The following is a 17606-nucleotide window of genomic DNA, read 5'->3' as shown; positions in this document are numbered from 1 at the left end:
TTTTGATTTGTATGACGTTTTCGTTCAGTCTTCATTAGTTTGCCGGATGAAGATATCCGTCATCATCCATTGTGTAATATCCTGGGTCAACCAGTGCTTCCTGAAGGTTGTCTTTTGTTACAACTGTAGGAACCAGAAGGAAGGATGGGCATTTGTTGCCTTCAGATGTCTCATAGGACTCTGTATCATATGCACACTCGAAATCCCAACCAGATTTTTCAATCAGGGACTCATCAACTGTATCACCAGCCAGCATTGCTTTTGCAAGATCAAGTGTTACGACTGCTTCATTAGCAACTGCTTTGTAAACGGTCATGGACTGTTTTCCATCAACGATGTTTGCAAGGTTTGCTTCGTCACCATCCTGTCCTGTGATCAGAACTGTGTTATCACCAGCATAGTCAGACTCGATTGCCTGTGTTACACCAAGTGCTGTGGAGTCGTTGGAGCAAAGAGCTACGTCAAGCTGTGTTCCGTCTGCATAGTAGGATGCCAGAATATTCTGCATTCTTTCAAGTGCTGTCTGGGTATCCCATGCAGGTGTTGCAACAGAATCAAAATCAGTCTGTCCGGAAACTACATTTAAGGTTCCTGCATCAATGTATGGTTTTAATACATCAAATGCACCGTTGAAGAAGTATCCGGCATTGTTATCAGCAGGATCACCAGCTGTAAACTCGATATTGTATGTCTTGTCTCCAGCATTGTCCAGATCCAGAGAATCTACTACGTACTGTCCCTGAAGGGTACCTACTGTGTAGTTATCAAAAGAAATATAATAGGAAACAGCGTCGGACTTGATCAGACGGTCATAGGAAATAACTGGGATTCCTGCATCTGCTGCTTCATCCATAACTGTATTAAGAGCCTCGCCATCGATAGCTGCTACAACTAACAGGTTAACTCCGTCGGAAATCAGGTTCTGAATATCGTTTACCTGACGGTCTGTCTCGTTGTCAGAGTATGTAAGCTCTACTTCGTATCCAGCATCTTCGAACTGTTTCTGCAGATAGGAACCATCACGATTCCAACGCTCCAGAGACTGTGTAGGCATTGAAATACCGATCTTTCCGCCAGCTGCTCCGTCTTCTGCCATTACCGGAACTGCAAGTGAACCAACTGCCATTGCTGCTACCATTGCCATTGCTACTTTTCTCTTCATGAAAAAACCTCCCGTATCATTTTTATTTGCTATGTTCTATAGCTTTTTGATGGGATTATAATATCATATCGGTACTCTGTGTAAAATGGACTAATTTTGGATTGCTCTTTCATTTTTTGTGTTATGATATGCACAAAATTGTGCTGGGGTGGACATTTTTGTTGTGAAATTATGCTAGATTGTAATTATGTGCTATTGACATTTTTAATGTGTGAAGTGATATGCCAAAAAGAAGTATTGGAAAGGTGCATCTCGAAAATTTGCTATTTAATATGTTGAAAGTTGTTCAAGGCGAACGCATTCGGACAATGGTTATTGCTCACTCGCTGGAGCGTTGCGCCGGCGAGTGAGTAATACACATTGTCCAAATGCGTCCCTCCTGAAGAACTTTTCAACACATTAAATAGCAACGTTACTCATTAATCAAAGAACTGTATCCCCATCAGGGTGAGTCCCTGCGCCGGTGCGGTAGGACCAGCAGCGGAACGGTCTTTGGCATCCAGGATTTTCTGCATGCGCTCCGGTGGATACTGTCCATTTCCGATTTCAATCAAGGTGCCGGAAATAATGCGGACCATATTATAGAGGAAACCAGTTCCCGAAACGCGAATCGTAACTATGTCACCATCACGGAAAACTTCAATTCCGGTAACCGTACGGATAGTTGTTTTCACCTGGGCTCCGGAGCCGCAGAAACTGGCAAAATCATGCCTTCCGATCAGGTAGGATGTTGCCTCTCTCATTTTGTCCACATCTAATTTGTAATGATAGAAATAGGAATAAAGCCGCTCAGTTGGTACCGGAAATTTGCGGTTCAGAATGCGATATTCATATGTTTTCTCACTGTCACAGTATCTTGGATGGAAGTCCGGTTCCACTTCTTCAGACATCTGAATCCGGATATCCTCCGGCAGACGCTGGTTCAGAGCATAAGAAATCTTCTCTCCCGGGATGCGGGTGTTGGTGTCAAATACCGCTACGTTTCCAAGGGCGTGTACGCCTGCATCTGTACGACTGGCACCAATCGTTTCAATCTTTTCTCCCAGAAGCTCAGAAAGTGTATCATTCAACACTCCCTGTACTGTAATTCCATTGGGCTGTGTCTGCCAGCCACAATAATTCGTTCCATCATATGCTACAACAAGTCCAATTCGTTTCATCATCTTTCTCCTTGTGAAAATTCCCTCATCTGCATCCGTAGTCTATTTTAAGACTCTGAATACAGATGAGGGAACTATAACTTTTTAAATGGATGTTCAGTCGATTTAAATTCCAGCTGCCCTAAATCCAATTGCAACAGCCAGATACGCTGCCAAAATCACATATGCCATATGATCTCTTTTTTTATAACAAAGCGGTTTCATCTGGGTACGGTTATCGCCGCCATGATAGCATCTTGCTTCCATGGCCATGGCCAGATCATTTGCCCGTCGGAATGCGGAAATAAACAGTGGCACCAGAAGGGGAACCATGTTCTTCGCCTTCTGGATCAGATTCCCATTCTCGAAATCAGCTCCGCGGGCGATCTGCGCTTTCATGATCTTATCCGTTTCTTCCAGAAGAATAGGGATAAAACGTAGGGCGATCGACATCATCATAGCAATATCATGTACTGGTACATGAAGCTTATTCAGCGGGCGGAGCAGACGCTCCAAACCATCAGTCAGCTGGTTAGGCGTCGTCGTCAATGTCATAATGGAAGAACCGATCACCAGATAAACCAGTCGAATCGCCATAGTACCTGCCAGCACCAGACCTTCCTTTGTTACCTTAATAAATCCCAGCTTCCATACCACCTCACCAGGGGTAAGAATCATATTAAAAAATATGGTGATCAGAAGCAGCATGAAAATAGTCTTCAGACCTTTAAAAATAAACTTCACCGGAACCTTGGACAACAGGATCATTCCTGCAAGAAATATAGTAGCCACTGCATATCCTGCGAAGGTGTGAAACAAAAATACAGATACAATAAATCCAATGGTTCCTACCAGTTTGGTTCTTGGATCCAGCTTATGAATCACGGAATCTGCCGGATAATACTGTCCGATCGTAATATCTCTGATCATTCGCTTCTGCCTCCCTTCTTAAGAAGTGAAGGCTTCTGCTTCTTTAAAGCTTCCAGAATCGTATCCCTGGCTTCCTCCACAGTGGTAGCTGTGGTATCCACATTCAGGCCATTTTCGGAAAGCGCATGCATGATATAGGTGATCTGCGGTGCCGCAAGTCCCATTCCTTCCAGTTCCTTATAATGGGAAAATACATTCTTCGGTGTATCGTCAAATACCATTTCCCCATGATTCATAACGATCAGGCGTTCCACATATTTTGCAATGTCCTCCATGCTATGAGAAACCAGGATAATGGTAATTCCTCTCATCTTATGAAGAGCCGCAATCTGATCCAGAATGTCATCTCTTCCCTGTGGGTCGAGCCCTGCAGTAGGCTCATCCAGGATCAGGATTTTCGGGTTCATTGCCAGAACACCTGCAATGGCAACCCGTTTCTTCTGGCCTCCTGAAAGCTCGAAAGGAGACTTGGTAAAATTCTCTTCCTTCACACCTACATGGGCAAGGGCCTTTTTTGCCTCTTCCTCAGCCTGCTCCCTGGAAAGTCCCTGATTCATAGGGCCAAAGCAAACATCTGCCAGAACTGTATTCTCAAACAGCTGGTGCTCCGGGTACTGGAATACCAGCCCCACCTCACTTCGAAGAGCCCGGCGGTTATAATTCTCCGCCCACACGTCTTCTCCATTATAAAGGATCTGACCGCTTGTAGGCTGGATCAAAGCATTAAAATGCTGGATCAAGGTTGATTTTCCACTTCCAGTATGACCAATCACACCAATGAACTGTCCATCCGGAATTACAAGATTTATATCTTTCAGGGCGTGGCTTTCATAAGCAGTACCCTGACTGTAAGTATAGGTCACGTTCTTAAGCTCTATCGACATAATGCACCCACCAATTCCTCTTTCGTCAGTATTCCTTCCGGAATGTCCACGCCAGCCTTGTGAAGCTCATGGGCGAGCAATGTCACCTGGGGTACATCCAGCCGGTATTTCTTCAGTGTCTCTACCTGGGAAAAAATTTCTCTTGGAGTTCCCTGCATTACCACATTTCCACCATCCATCACATAAACCTTGTTGGCATGGATCACTTCTTCCATATAATGGGTAATGAGGACAACGGTTACATTTTCTTTTTTATTGAGCTCGGAAACGGCTTTCAATACTTCTTTCCTGCCATTCGGGTCAAGCATTGCAGTTGGCTCGTCCAGTACAATACAGCTTGGACGCATCGCCACAACACCTGCGATGGCAACTCTTTGTTTCTGGCCTCCGGAAAGCTTGTTCGGAGACTGATAACGGTAAGCGGTCATTCCTGTCTTTTTCAGACTGTCATCCACACGCTTCCAGATTTCGTCTGTAGGTACTCCCATATTCTCAGGACCAAAGCCTACATCCTCTTCCACAACCGTACCAATGATCTGGTTGTCCGGATTCTGAAAAACCATCCCCGCTTTCTGGCGGATTTTCCACAGCTCCGGCTCCTTGGCTGTGTCCATATCATCCACCCACATGGTTCCCTCTGAAGGGATAAGCAATGCATTTATCTGCTTCGCCAATGTGGATTTTCCGGAACCATTGTGCCCCAGAACGGCCACAAAATCGCCGGCTTCAATGTCCAGGTTTACATCATTGACAGCACGCTGCGTTGCTTCCACATTGCCGTCCTCATCATACTTGAGATAGTCAAATCCCAGCTTGAATGCCTTGATAATTCCCATATTCTTTTTCCTCGTCTGTCAGGCCTTCAGCTCGTCCGTAGCTGCCGGAACTGCACCGGTCAACTCGTCCATTAACGCCCAGATTTCATCTTTTCCCTGCTTTGTCTCAGCGGAAAAAGGAATGATCTTACTGCCCGGGCGCAGCTTCAGTCCGTCCTTGATAGCCTTAATATTCTTCTGTACCTGACTTCTTTTCAGCTTATCCAGCTTGGTTGCAATAATGATCGGATTGTATCCGTTATTTACGATCCAGTCATACATCAGCTTATCATTTGCAGATGGATCGTGCCGGATGTCGATCAGGAGAAATACTGCCTTCAGAGTCTGTGAGGTATGAAGATAACGCTCGATCATCTCTCCCCACTTCGCCTTCTCGGTCTCCGGAACCTTGGCATATCCATAACCTGGAAGATCCACAAGGTACATAAAATCATTTACATTATAAAAATTGATAGTCTGTGTTTTTCCCGGCTGGGAACTTGTTCTTGCCAACGCTTTTCGGTTCAGCAGACCGTTAATGAGGGAGGATTTTCCCACATTGGATTTCCCTGCAAAAGCAATTTCAGGTCTTCCTGTGTCTGGCAGTTTGCTGGTGATACCACAAACGATATCCAGTGAAACATTTTTAATTACCATTTTTCCTACCTCTCATTTCAGGCAAGTGCCCGTTCCAGCACTTCATTCATATTTTCCACAAACGTGATCTTCAGTCCGTCTGTGATCTCCTCATCCAGTTCTTTGATATCCGGTTTATTGGACTTTGGAACCAGTACTTCTTTAATCTTGGCGTACTTAGCTGCAAGAAGCTTCTCTTTCAGTCCGCCGATTGGAAGTACACGACCTCTTAAGGTGATCTCACCAGTCATGGCAAGATCCGCTCTTACCGGCTTGTCAATAATGGCAGAAAGCATTGCAGTTGCCATGGTAATTCCGGCTGACGGACCGTCCTTTGGCACTGCCCCTTCCGGAATATGTACGTGAATGTCATTTTCCTGGAAAAATTCCTGATTGATTCCATATCTGGCTGCTACAGAGCGGATGTAGCTGATGCCCGCTGTTGCAGACTCCTTCATCACGTCTCCAAGCTGTCCGGTAAGCACAAATTCCCCTTTACCCGGCATAATATTTACTTCGATCTGAAGGGTATCACCGCCAACCTGTGTCCAGGCAAGACCTCTTGCGATACCAACCTCATCCTTTTTATTCGCCATCAGGTAATTGTATTTCTCCTGCCCCAGAAAGCTCTCAAGGTTCTTGCCTGTGACCGTTACCTTCTCTTTGCCATCTTCCATGATCAGACGTGCTGTCTTACGACAGATCTGACCGATGAGACGTTCCAGATTGCGGACACCGGCTTCCTTCGTATAATTATTGATGATTTTTCGAAGAGCGCCGCCCTGAATGGAAAGTTTGCCTTTCTCAATTCCATTGGCTTCCATTTGCTTGGGAATCAGATGCTCCTTTGCAATGTGCTCTTTCTCATTCTCCGTATAACCGCTGATCTCAATGACCTCCATTCGGTCAAGAAGCGGTCTTGGGATTCCCTGAATATCGTTGGCTGTTGCAATAAACAACACCTCTGAAAGATCCTGGGGAAGCTCCACATAATGGTCATTGAAATGACTGTTCTGCTCCGGATCCAACACCTCAAGAAGCGCAGAAGAAGTATCTCCCTTGTAATCACTGCTTGTCTTGTCAATTTCGTCCAGAAGCATAAGCGGATTGGCAACCTTTGCCTGCTGAAGGGCAACGGTAATCCTTCCCGGCATAGCACCCACATAAGTCTTTCTATGTCCGCGGATTTCAGCTTCATCCTTCACACCACCAAGGCAAATACGGACATAACGTTTGCCAGTGGCTTCTGCAACAGATTTGGCAATAGAAGTCTTACCGGTTCCAGGAGGTCCCACAAGGCAAAGTATAGGAGATTTTCCTTTATGTGTCAGCTTACGTACAGACAGGAATTCCATAATACGCTCTTTTACATCCTTCAGACCATAATGACCTTCTTCAAGAATCTTCCAGGCTGCTTTCAGATCTTCAGAATCTTCAGAGCACTTATCCCATGGAAGGGAAAGAAGTGTCTCAATATATCCCCGCAGAATGCTGCTCTCAGCGGCATTGGTGCTGGTGATTTTAAAGCGGCCGATTTCTTTGAAAATGCGATCCTTTACTTCCTGGGAAGCAGTAAGCTCTTTGGCTTTTCTGCGGAACTCCTCAGCCTCATCAGCAGTATTGTCCTCGCCAAGCTCCTCCCGTATCAGTTTCAACTGTTCTCTCAAAATATATTCACGCTGGTTTTTATCTACACGCTTTTTCAGTTTCTGCTGAAGGTCGTGGCTGATATCCAGCACATTGATCTCATTGCTCAAAATGGCACCAAGAAGCTCATATCTGTCTGTCAGTCTGGCTGCCTCCAGAAGCTTCTGTTTGCTCTGCCAGGAAAGAGGCAGATTAATTACGATCTGGTCGATCAGCTCCGGTGCTTTCTCTATATTCATGATCTGGGCAGCCAGTTCTTTTCCAATCTTTCCACCCTTAGCGCAATAAGTTTGGAACAGCTCCCTGATACTTCTGTACATTGCCTCCAGCATCGCCTGAGGCAGTTCCTCTTCTTCCTCATTAACAAGAACAGTCTCTGCTCTTAAATATGGTGTCTCCTGTTCCAGGCCAAGAAGTTCTGCTCTTCTTTTTCCCTCAACAAGAACACGCAGCAGGTTGTCAGGAAGTTTCACAACCTGCTTAATATATGCAATAGTTCCTACCTGAAACAGCTGTACAAATCCAGGATCTTCAATCTGGGGATCCTTCTGGGTTACCAGAAAGATCTTCTGATCCTGAAACATTGCCGCTTCGATTGCCTTTTTGGAACGTTCCCTGCTTACATCGAAATGAATGATCATTCCCGGAAGAATGGTAGTTCCGCGAAGGGCAAGGGCAGGAAGTACATTGATTGGCTCACTCATTTGTAGTCAAATCCCTTCATCAGGCTGTTTCCGGAGTACCCTTTTTGTGTGTACGCTGGCTTCTTCTGCCTGTATTTGCCGGATTCACCGGCTGCGCAGGAGCTTCCCCATGAACGATCTGAGGTTCACCAGTTCCCTCTACAGCTTCTTTTGTAATAATGCATTTACGAATGGTATCGTCAGACGGAGTCTTATACATCAGATCCATAAGAGTGCTCTCCATGATCGCACGAAGTCCTCTGGCTCCGGTTTTGCGTTCCATGGACTTTCTCGCCATAACGCGAAGTGCTTCATCTTCAAAATCAAGCTCTACTCCATCAAGTTCAAACAGTTTATGGTACTGCTTGGTCAGTGCGTTCTTCGGCTCCTGAAGGATGCGAAGAAGTGCGTTTTCATCAAGTCCGTCTAAGGTTACCACTACAGGCACACGTCCTACAAACTCCGGAATCAGTCCATAACGGATCAGATCCTCAGGCATTACCTGCTTGAACAGTTCACCAACATTCTGTTCCTCTTTGGAAGCGACTTCTGCGCCAAAGCCAATTGCCTTGGTATCCTGTCTTCCCTCAATGATCTTCTCCAGACCGTCAAAGGCACCGCCACAGATAAACAGAATATTTGTAGTATCAATCTGGATGAATTCCTGATGCGGATGCTTTCTTCCACCCTGAGGAGGAACACTTGCAACAGTGCCTTCCAGAATTTTCAGAAGTGCCTGCTGTACACCCTCTCCGGAAACATCACGAGTGATGGAAACATTCTCTGATTTACGTGTGATCTTGTCGATCTCATCTATATAAATAATTCCGTACTGTGCTCTGTCAATATCATAATCAGCAGCCTGAATGATTTTCAGAAGAATATTCTCAACATCTTCACCTACATATCCTGCCTCTGTCAGGGTAGTGGCGTCTGCAATGGCAAACGGTACATTCAGAAGTCTTGCCAGTGTCTGGGCAAGAAGTGTCTTACCGGAACCAGTTGGTCCAAGCATAAGGATATTGCTCTTCTGAAGCTCTACATCCAGATTCCTGGAAGCAGTAACACGTTTGTAATGATTGTATACAGCAACAGAAAGTGCTTTCTTTGCCTCATCCTGTCCGATTACATAGTCGTCCAGAATTGCATGGATTTCCTCTGGTTTCATCAGATTGATCTCAGATCCAAGAATATCTTCCTGATCGTATCCTCCAAATTCTTCCTCCATGATCTCCGAGCAGATACCTACACACTCATCGCAGATGTAGGCACCATCCGGTCCGGCGATTAATTTGCGGACCTGATCCTCGGTTTTCTGGCAAAAGGAACATCTTACTTTTCCTTCTCTTATCTTCTCAGCCATGAATCTTTAACTTTTCCTTTCTTTTAAATAAAGTAACCTTATTCAGAGCTATTCTGAAAAAAGTTTTCTTTATTTCTTAAAATTTGAAATTATTCTGTAAAATATACCTATTTTACAAAATTATCCCATTTTACAAGATAAGACTCCTGTTAGTTCAGGAGTCTTTTCTTACAGTAGCATGCAAAAGAAAACTCCGGCTATTAGAGTTCTAAAAGCTCCAGGGGGATTTCTTTTGTTTTCAGTTTAGGCGGGAAAGTTTATACTGGAAATACACAAATATACTACATCTTCATCAGTGTACACTCGGTTATCCAGTTACAGTTTTTCCCTATTTGTGGGTTACAACACCATCGATCAGACCATAAGCCAATGCTTCCTCTGCGGACATGTAATTGTCACGGTCTGTATCTTTCTCTACTACCTCAAGAGGCTGTCCGGTGTTTGCAGCCAGAATTTCATTTAATGTTCTCTTTGTCTTGGCAATGTGATCTGCCACGATCTGGATCTCAGTAGCCTGTCCCTGGGCTCCGCCAGATGGCTGATGGATCATGATCGTAGAATTCGGCAGTGCAAATCTCTTACCCTTTGTACCACCAGCAAGAAGGAATGCTCCCATGCTGGCAGCCATTCCCAGACAAATAGTGGAAACGTCGCACTTGATATACTGCATGGTATCGTAGATAGCCATACCAGCTGTCACAGAACCACCCGGGCTGTTGATATAAAGCTGGATATCCTTTCCAGGATCCTCTGCTTCCAGAAAAAGCAACTCAGCAACTACCAGGCTGGCACTTACATCGTTTACTTCCTCTCCCAGGAAAATGATTCTGTCCTTCAGAAGCCTTGAATAGATGTCGTAGCTTCTCTCCCCTCTGCTTGTCTGCTCAATGACATAAGGCACTAAACTCATATATTCCCTCTTTTCTTATCAGATGCGCTCCACCTGGTCTGCATTATAATGCGCCAGAGAGAGCGCTTTCATAACAAAATAATTTTTCCCTCTTGGGATGTGCAGTTATCTGCCTGCTGATTATTCAGCGTCTGCTGCTTTCTCAACTTCAACTGCTGCATCAGCGATAACAGTAACAGCCTTCTGAACAGCCATATCTTTCTTCATCTGCTCAAGTCCGCTCTCACCGATAGCTTCTCTGATCTTGTCAGCTTCCATCTTGTAAGCATCTGCCATCTTCTGGATCTCTTCTGTGATCTCTTCTTCAGATGGCTGGATGTTCTCAGCCTCAGCTACTTTCTCAAGAACCAGTCTTGTCTGGATTCTCTTGAGAGCCTGTGGCTTCATGTCTTCCATCATCTTGTCCATGCTCTGGCCTGTGAACTGGAAGTACTGCTCCATGGATAATCCCTGCTGCTGCATTCTTCTGGAGAAATCGTCCATCATCTGACGGCACTCAGTCTTTGTCATAAGCTCCGGAATATCCATCTGTGCATTCTCGATTGCTTTATCTACTGCAGCGTTCTCTTTTGCAGTTCTTGCTTCTTTCTCTTTCTTCTCTGTCAGTTTCTTCTTAACATCTTCTTTGTACTCAGCAAGAGTATCAAATTCAGATACGTCTTTCGCAAACTCATCGTCAAGCTCCGGAACCTCTTTGGTCTCGATCTTCTTAACGTCACACTGGAATACAGCTTCCTTGCCAGCAAGCTCTTTTGCCTGATATTCCTCTGGGAAAGTAACCTTAACTTCTACATGGTCACCAGTGTTTGCTCCAACAAGCTGATCCTCGAATCCCGGGATAAATGTACCGGAACCAAGTGTAAGTGCGTAGTCAGTTCCTTTACCGCCTTCAAATGCAACACCATCAACAAATCCCTCGAAATCGATTGTTGTGATATCGCCGTTTGCAGCTGCACGATCCTCAACTGCAACTGTTCTTGCATTCTTATCCTGCTCTTTCTTAACCTCAGCGTCAACTTCCTCGTCTGTTACAGTGATCTCAGACTTCGGAACCTCTACACCCTTGTAATCTCCAAGAGTAACCTCTGGTTTCACAGCTACATCAGCTGTGAAGATAAGAGCTTTACCTGGCTCCATCTGTGTAACATTGATCTCCGGCTGGGAAACGATCTCAAGATCGCACTCGCCAAGAGCTTTTGTATACTCCTGTGGTACAAGAGAATTAACAGCGTCTTCCATGAATACACCCTTGCCATACATGCTCTCGATCATCTTTCTCGGAGCTTTTCCTTTACGGAATCCTGGAAGGCTGATTCTGCTTTTCTGTTTCTGGTAAGCTTTCTCCATTGCTTTGTCTAAATCTTCAGCGGAAACTTCGATGGTAAGCTTCGCCATGTTTTTCTCTAATTTCTCCACCTGTAAACTCATTTTCGTGTTCCTCCTTAATATTCTCAGGTAAAATGTCAGGTCCAATGCATTGACATTGTCCATTTCTTAATAATGATACCGCAGATGATAACCGGAAAGTCCAAAACAGGTTCCTGTCACTGCGATCCTTCTGCGGTTATAAATGCGCAGGGTTTCCCCCTATTATTACAGTCATTGTAGAAGTATAGCACAACCAAATTAAAAACGCCAGTGTTTTTTATGGTTTTCCCTGTTATTCCTAAAAAATTAGGGTTTTTTATAATATTTTTTACTTATAAACTACGGATTCTGCAATCTGGTCTGCTTTTTCCTGTCCAAGGAGCTGGGAAATCAGGGAAAGGGAAAAGTCAATTGCAGTTCCAAGTCCACGGCTTGTAGTAATGTTTCCATCAATTACAACCTTTTCTTCAGACTTCACAGCATCTCCAAGACCGTCCATGCAGGCCGGGTATGCAGTGGCCTTCTTTCCATGTAAAAGTCCGATTTCTGCAAAAACAGTAGGTGCCGCGCAGATGGCTGCGATCTTACCTCCATTATTATAGAAGCTTTTAACCAGATCGGTAAGTGGCTCGAATCCTCCAAGATAAGTGGTTCCAGGTTGTCCGCCCGGGAGAACCAGCATGTCTGCGTCGGAGAAATCCGCCTCACGGAAGGTGGTATCGGTCAGCATGGTAATTCCATGGGCTGTGGTGATCTGTTTGGTGTTTTTAATAGAAACGGTTGTAATAGTGATTCCTGCTCTTCGCATAAGATCAACTACAGTTAAGCCTTCAATGTCTTCAAAACCGTCGGCGAGGAAGATGTATACTTTTTTGCTCATAGTGGAACCTCCTGATTCATTTTCACAATTATTTACTTATAGTTACTGCTCACTGGTAATATTCCGCGAGGTGTTTTTTGTAGGCAAAGCTCACATTTTCTTTCCTTTATCAGCAGCTCCCTGCAATGCTTCAAACACAGCACTGCGGAAACCATTTTTTTCCAGGATACGCACACCCTCAATGGTCGTTCCTGCCGGGGAGCATACCATATCCTTCAGTTCTCCCGGATGCATGCCTGTCTCCAGAAGCAGCTTCGCACTTCCAAGTACAGCCTGGGCAGCAAACTGATAGGCCTGTTTTCTTGGCATTCCCTGTGCCACAGCGGCATCTGCCATTGCTTCAATAAACATAAATACATAAGCCGGAGAGCACCCACTGACTGCGCTGACTGCGTCCATCAGCCTTTCTGGTACCACCTCTGTGCGACCGAAGCTGTTTGTAATGGCAAGAATCTGATCCAGATCCTCTTCTGTTACCCGATCATTGACACAGGCACCTGTCATTCCTGCCCCTACCTGTGCCGGGGTATTCGGCATAAGACGTACCACCTTTAACGGCTGCTCACATTTTTCTTCCAGCCATGCAAGAGTTTTACCGGGCGCAATTCCTACGATCATATGCTGTGGTGTCAGGAAATTTTTAATTTCACCGATTACCTCCTCATAGAATTGAGGCTTTACTGCTAATATAACAATATTTGCATTTTTCACAACTTCACAATTATCCAGAGTTGTCACAACTCCAAGTTTTTCCTGACTTCTTCTACTTCCTTCTTCTGTGAGATTTGAAACAATAATCTCATTTTTTTCAAACACACCATTTTTCAGGATTCCGCCGATCATTGCAGAACCCATATTTCCACATCCGATAAATCCGATTTTCATATCTTCTGCTCCTTTCATGTAGGTCGTTGTTTAGAGCGTGTTTGAAAAAGGCTTTCTGCAAGATGTGCGTCACGATTTGTGGGAGATTTTGCCCGGATGAGGGCGCCGTAGCGGGCTACGGCAACCGAATTCGGGCAAAATATACCGCAAAGTGGGGCGTGCAGATTGCGGGAATGATTTTTCAAACAGGCTCTAGTTAAGGTTCATTATAAAATAAAAATTTTATCTCTTTTTCCCTTTACTTAAGGTACTGTTGTGATACTCTGTGGAATACGTCACATCCTCCCCGAACCACTTTGGCGGCTGGTAAGCGTGGGCGGCTTCTTCGGTGGGGAATTCCACTTCTGCCAGGAGAAGACCTTCGTAGGGGGCTTTGAATACGTCCAGTTCAATGGATAAACCGTCTTTCTCAGGAATCACATAACGTACCTTGGAGATCACGATTCCGTCTGCTTTGGGTTTTAAGTGCTCATAAGCTTCTTTTGTCAGCGGCAGATTGTATTCCTCTCTTGCCAGCAGTCCCTTTGATTTATAAGTCAGATAGTAATTGTCATTAGATTTGCGGATCCGCACTACCGGCTCTGTGCACAGATAGCCCTGCTCAATTACCTTGCTTGGATACTGCTCCAGGTTTTCCGGAAGGTTTTCTCTCTTAATGAGAAACTTTCTCTCAATTTCCAACTTAGTTTCCTCCTCATGTTTTTTATGAAAAGCACGAACTTTTCAGCTCTCCGTATATACAAAATTGAGGGCAAACACCCTTGCCCTCAATTTTACTCTTCTACCTTTTTTTATGCAACAACTGATTAAATATTAAATTTATTCCATTTTCTCTTCCAACGGATCCGGGGTCCAGTTTTTCCTTCCGAATCTGGTCGCCAGAGTCAGCATTTCCTTCTGCAATTCTTTGCTGAACTGTCCTTCTTTCAGGCGCCACTTCCAGTTTGTTCCCAGAGTGGATGGCTGATTAATGCGGGCTGAATTATCAAGCTGCAGATAATCCTGAATCGGAATAATACATCTTCCGGCTACACTTCCCATAACCAGACGGATCATATTCCGGCAGATGCCTTTCTCATCATCGTGGAAGTTCCACAGATATTCCCGAACCATATGACGCTCCTCAGGAGTAATATCCCCATACCAGCCAAGCAGTGTCTCATTGTCGTGGGTTCCGGTATAAACCACACAGTTATTTGTGTAGTTATGAGGCAGATAATCACTGGCATTTCCAGTATCCCGCTCATCAAAGGCAAACTCGATTACCTTCATGTTTGGATAACCACTCTCCTCCACAAGACGCTTCACAGAATCAGTCATGAAACCAAGGTCCTCAGCAATAATGTCCTTGTGTCCCAACCGATAGGAAACGGTACGGAAAAGATCCATTCCAGGTCCTTTTTCCCACCAGCCGCGTTTTGCATCCTTATCACCATATGGAATCGCATAATATTCATCAAATCCACGGAAATGATCAATGCGGACAACATCATACATATTAAAGCAATGTGCCAGACGTTTGATCCACCACTCGAATCCGGTATTTTTATGCACATCCCATCTGTACAGCGGATTTCCCCAAAGCTGTCCTGTTGCAGAAAATCCATCTGGCGGACATCCGGCTACCTGTGTAGGCTCGTTATTTTCATCCAGTTTGAAAAGTCCTGGATTTGCCCAGGTATCTGCGCTGTCCATGGCAACATAGATCGGAATATCTCCGATAATACGAATTCCTCTTCTGTTTGCATACGCTTTCAGTTTCGCCCACTGTTCATAAAATTTGAACTGCATATACTCCTGGAATTCAATTTCAAAATACAGTTCTTTTCTGTAATAATCCAGTGCATTATTCCAGCGAAGACGGATGTCCTCCGCCCATTCTGTCCACGGAATTCCCTCAAAACGATCCTTCACCGCCATAAAAAGTGCATAATCGCCAAGCCAATGCGCCTGCTCCTGCTGGAATCTTACAAAGTCAGGATTTTTGGAAATATCGCTTCTCTCATAGGCTTTACGAAGAAGTTTGTATCGTCCTTTGTAAATTTTCTCATAATCCACATCATCTTCCCTGGAACCGAAATCCACAGCATCACACTCTTTTTCCGTAAGCACTCCCTCTTCGATCAGGTCTTCCAGACTGATAAAATAAGGATTTCCTGCAAAGGTGGAAAAAGACTGATAAGGTGAATCACCGTAGCTGGTTGGTCCAAGGGGCAGAATCTGCCAACAGCCCTGTCCGGCTGCCTTCAACTGATCCACAAACTCATAGGCACTTTTTGAAAAACATCCAATTCCGTATTTTGAAGGCAGACTACTGATTGGAAGCAGCACGCCACATTCTCTCTGATTTCCCATTTTTTCCTCCCTGTTCAAAAGCATCATACTTTAGCATATATTGTTACACTTATTACAGTTTAACATACATGTTTATATCATGCCACAATTCATGTACTTAAATCAATATCATTTTTTCAAGAAATATAGTGTTTTTTCTAATAATAATGATATTTCTTTTTATTCTTCACCAGACAGGACACAGAACCGGTCAATCCCAGAGCTTCTGCCATATGCGTTTTCTCTCCTTTTTGCTTTCCCGATCTGTAAAGCAGCACAAAAAATCCGAAATCGGACCTTTTTTAATAGATTTAGTCCGATTTCGGATTATGATCAAGACATAGAAACAAACTGCTTACATGCATTCAGCTTAGATTTAGCAAACCAAATTTTATACATGTAAGCTATATTGTACCTTTCGCTTATTTAATAAATAGTTATTTAATAGCAGGCAATTTTACGCTGTTCGACTTCCTCTTGTACCAGCCATTCTGGTACTGGTATCAAATTCACGAAGTCTCCGTTTGGATTCCTCGCTTAAATTTCTCGGTACCTGAACCTGGACGGTTACGTACAGATCACCGTAGACTCCAGCTTTTCCCATTGCCTGGATACCTTTTCCTTTCAGACGGATCTTGCTGCCAGACTGTGTGCCTTCCGGGATACGGCACATTACCTGGCCATTCAGGGTCTGGACTTTTGCCTCACCGCCCAGAGCAGCTGTGATGAACGGCACATTTACGGTGGTGTAAACGTCGGTGCCTTTTCGCTCAAAGCCAGGGCGCTCGCCTACATGAACCTTCAGAAGAAGATCCCCTGCGGGAGCACCTCCGTAACCTGGATTTCCTTTGCCTCTCAGACGGATACTCTTGCCGTTGTCAATTCCGGCAGGAATGTGAACTTTCAGAGTCTGTTTTCCACTGCCGTCTGCACCAGAAAGATTAATCAGCTTGTCGCAACCAAATGCTGCCTCGTTGAAGCTGATGGAAATTTCTGCGTTCAGGTCCTGGCCTTTCTGCTGGTGACTGCCACTAAAGCCGCTATTGCAGCTGTTTCCAAAGCCATCTCCATAACCGGTACCATCAAAACCTCCACTGCCGAAACTACCATTAAATCCGCTTCTAAAAGAGCCGTTTTCAAAACCAGAGTGACCAAAACCGCTTCCTCCAAATCCGTGTGCGGAACCAGCCTTTTCAGAATTGCTTCCTCCTCCGAAGCCTCCTCCAAACAGATTCTTCAGAATATCGTCCATGTCACCACCTTCGAAATGAAATTCCTGATAGCTGCCATCCGGACTTCTATAAGCACCGCTATGACTATTTCCAAAACCGCCAAAGCCACTGAATCCAGAGCCGTCAAAGCCGCCGTTTCTATTAAAGCCACCTTCACCATATCCGGCACCGCCAGCACCTTCTTCAAATGCTGCATGACCGAACTGATCATAGAGTTTTTTCTTCTCAGGGTCACTGAGCACATTATATGCTTCTGTGACTTCCTTAAACTTTTCTTCAGCATCCGGATTTCCCGCGTTTGAATCCGGATGGTATTTCTTTGCCATCTTACGATAAGCTTTCTTTATAGCATCTTTATCCGCGCTGCGACTGATTCCCAGCACTTCATAATAATCTCTCTTTGCTCCCATACTGGTCACCTCTGACTCCTCATATTGCGAAATAAATTCATTACTGCCCACAGCTTTCATCCATATACTTTGTAATATATTTTCTGAATACAGTAATGTCAATTTATTGTAACTATTCAGTATCTACAAATTCCCCGGAATCTCTTCCGGGGAATGCTGTTGTCCATCTCCCGAACATCCACGGGAAATAACTTTTATTTTTGTTCTATTTGTAATATAACATTCATTCTTTTAAAAGTCAAGGTATGGAACATAATTTCATATTTTTTTCACATTAGAGCGTGTTTGAAAAATCATTCCCGCAATCTGCACGCCCCACTTTGCGGTA

Annotated in this window: 17 protein-coding genes and 1 pseudogene; 1 reads left to right on the top strand and 17 read right to left on the bottom strand. The window is 44.6% G+C overall.

Translation table 11 applies throughout. The annotated features are described in order from the left end of the window. Positions 1 to 34 precede the first annotated feature (34 nt). The 13 genes and pseudogenes from LIZ66_RS16235 to LIZ66_RS19570 form a co-directional block, all read right to left on the bottom strand. Positions 35 to 1162, bottom strand: a complete 1128-nt coding sequence (locus tag LIZ66_RS16235; protein WP_148461696.1) for a substrate-binding domain-containing protein — start codon at positions 1160 to 1162, stop codon at positions 35 to 37. A gap of 419 nt (positions 1163 to 1581) precedes the next feature. Further along, a complete protein-coding gene (gene truA, locus LIZ66_RS16230) occupies positions 1582 to 2322 on the bottom strand; it encodes a tRNA pseudouridine(38-40) synthase TruA (protein WP_118582728.1) in 741 nt (246 codons plus the stop codon). A 105-nt stretch (positions 2323 to 2427) separates the two neighbouring features. Then, positions 2428 to 3231, bottom strand: coding sequence for an energy-coupling factor transporter transmembrane component T family protein (locus LIZ66_RS16225; protein WP_118582725.1), 804 nt, complete (start codon positions 3229 to 3231; stop codon positions 2428 to 2430). Then, positions 3228 to 4115: an energy-coupling factor transporter ATPase gene (locus LIZ66_RS16220; protein ID WP_118582723.1), complete on the bottom strand. Its 888-nt coding sequence runs from the start codon at positions 4113 to 4115 to the stop codon at positions 3228 to 3230. The genes LIZ66_RS16225 and LIZ66_RS16220 overlap by 4 nt, the downstream gene beginning before the upstream one ends. Beyond that, complete coding sequence (locus tag LIZ66_RS16215; protein ID WP_118582720.1) at positions 4106 to 4951, bottom strand: energy-coupling factor transporter ATPase; 846 nt, start codon at positions 4949 to 4951, stop codon at positions 4106 to 4108. The genes LIZ66_RS16220 and LIZ66_RS16215 overlap by 10 nt, the downstream gene beginning before the upstream one ends. An 18-nt stretch (positions 4952 to 4969) precedes the next feature. After that, positions 4970 to 5587 carry a ribosome biogenesis GTP-binding protein YihA/YsxC gene (gene yihA / locus LIZ66_RS16210; RefSeq protein WP_227201034.1) on the bottom strand — a complete coding sequence of 206 codons (618 nt, stop codon included), beginning with the start codon at positions 5585 to 5587 and terminating at the stop codon, positions 4970 to 4972. 17 nt (positions 5588 to 5604) lie between these two features. After that, positions 5605 to 7917, bottom strand: a complete 2313-nt coding sequence (lon, locus tag LIZ66_RS16205; protein WP_118582714.1) for an endopeptidase La — start codon at positions 7915 to 7917, stop codon at positions 5605 to 5607. Positions 7918 to 7936: 19 nt separating this feature from the next. Beyond that, on the bottom strand, positions 7937 to 9259 hold the full coding sequence (clpX, locus tag LIZ66_RS16200) for an ATP-dependent Clp protease ATP-binding subunit ClpX (protein WP_173719369.1): 1323 nt from the start codon (positions 9257 to 9259) through the stop codon (positions 7937 to 7939). A 328-nt stretch (positions 9260 to 9587) separates the two neighbouring features. Continuing rightward, positions 9588 to 10169, bottom strand: a complete 582-nt coding sequence (gene clpP / locus LIZ66_RS16195) for an ATP-dependent Clp endopeptidase proteolytic subunit ClpP (RefSeq protein WP_118582708.1) — start codon at positions 10167 to 10169, stop codon at positions 9588 to 9590. Between the two features lie 120 nt (positions 10170 to 10289). Beyond that, positions 10290 to 11597, bottom strand: coding sequence for a trigger factor (gene tig, locus LIZ66_RS16190; RefSeq protein WP_118582705.1), 1308 nt, complete (start codon positions 11595 to 11597; stop codon positions 10290 to 10292). Between the two features lie 268 nt (positions 11598 to 11865). Beyond that, entirely contained in the window at positions 11866 to 12417 is a 552-nt protein-coding gene (locus LIZ66_RS16185; RefSeq protein WP_173719368.1) for a DJ-1 family glyoxalase III, read from the bottom strand. Between the two features lie 90 nt (positions 12418 to 12507). Continuing rightward, the gene (gene proC / locus LIZ66_RS16180; RefSeq protein WP_173719367.1) at positions 12508 to 13302 is read right to left on the bottom strand and encodes a pyrroline-5-carboxylate reductase; all 795 of its coding nucleotides are present in this window, start codon (positions 13300 to 13302) and stop codon (positions 12508 to 12510) included. Between the two features lie 14 nt (positions 13303 to 13316). Beyond that, positions 13317 to 13427: pseudogene (locus LIZ66_RS19570) on the bottom strand (DUF6783 domain-containing protein); the annotation flags it as partial. Between LIZ66_RS19570 and LIZ66_RS19565 the strand changes: the two are divergent. After that, a complete protein-coding gene (locus tag LIZ66_RS19565) occupies positions 13377 to 13502 on the top strand; it encodes a DUF6783 domain-containing protein (protein WP_308768445.1) in 126 nt (41 codons plus the stop codon). The pseudogene LIZ66_RS19570 and the gene LIZ66_RS19565 overlap by 51 nt on opposite strands. A gap of 22 nt (positions 13503 to 13524) precedes the next feature. Here the strand turns inward: LIZ66_RS19565 and LIZ66_RS16175 are convergent, their stop codons facing one another. From LIZ66_RS16175 to LIZ66_RS20215, 4 genes are all read right to left on the bottom strand, one after another. Next, the gene (locus LIZ66_RS16175; RefSeq protein WP_173719366.1) at positions 13525 to 13983 is read right to left on the bottom strand and encodes a CYTH domain-containing protein; all 459 of its coding nucleotides are present in this window, start codon (positions 13981 to 13983) and stop codon (positions 13525 to 13527) included. A 138-nt stretch (positions 13984 to 14121) separates the two neighbouring features. Continuing rightward, the gene (malQ, locus tag LIZ66_RS16170; RefSeq protein WP_173719365.1) at positions 14122 to 15657 is read right to left on the bottom strand and encodes a 4-alpha-glucanotransferase; all 1536 of its coding nucleotides are present in this window, start codon (positions 15655 to 15657) and stop codon (positions 14122 to 14124) included. Positions 15658 to 16093: 436 nt separating this feature from the next. Continuing rightward, a complete protein-coding gene (locus tag LIZ66_RS16165) occupies positions 16094 to 17278 on the bottom strand; it encodes a DnaJ C-terminal domain-containing protein (RefSeq protein WP_173719364.1) in 1185 nt (394 codons plus the stop codon). A 258-nt stretch (positions 17279 to 17536) separates the two neighbouring features. Continuing rightward, on the bottom strand, positions 17537 to 17606 hold a 70-nt coding region (locus tag LIZ66_RS20215), incomplete at its 5' end, for a DUF6783 domain-containing protein (RefSeq protein ID WP_408611566.1).

The organism is Blautia faecis (assembly GCF_020554845.1).
Classification (GTDB): Bacteria; Bacillota; Clostridia; order Lachnospirales; family Lachnospiraceae; genus Blautia_A; species Blautia_A faecis.
This window is presented reverse-complemented; position numbering and strand designations above follow the sequence as displayed.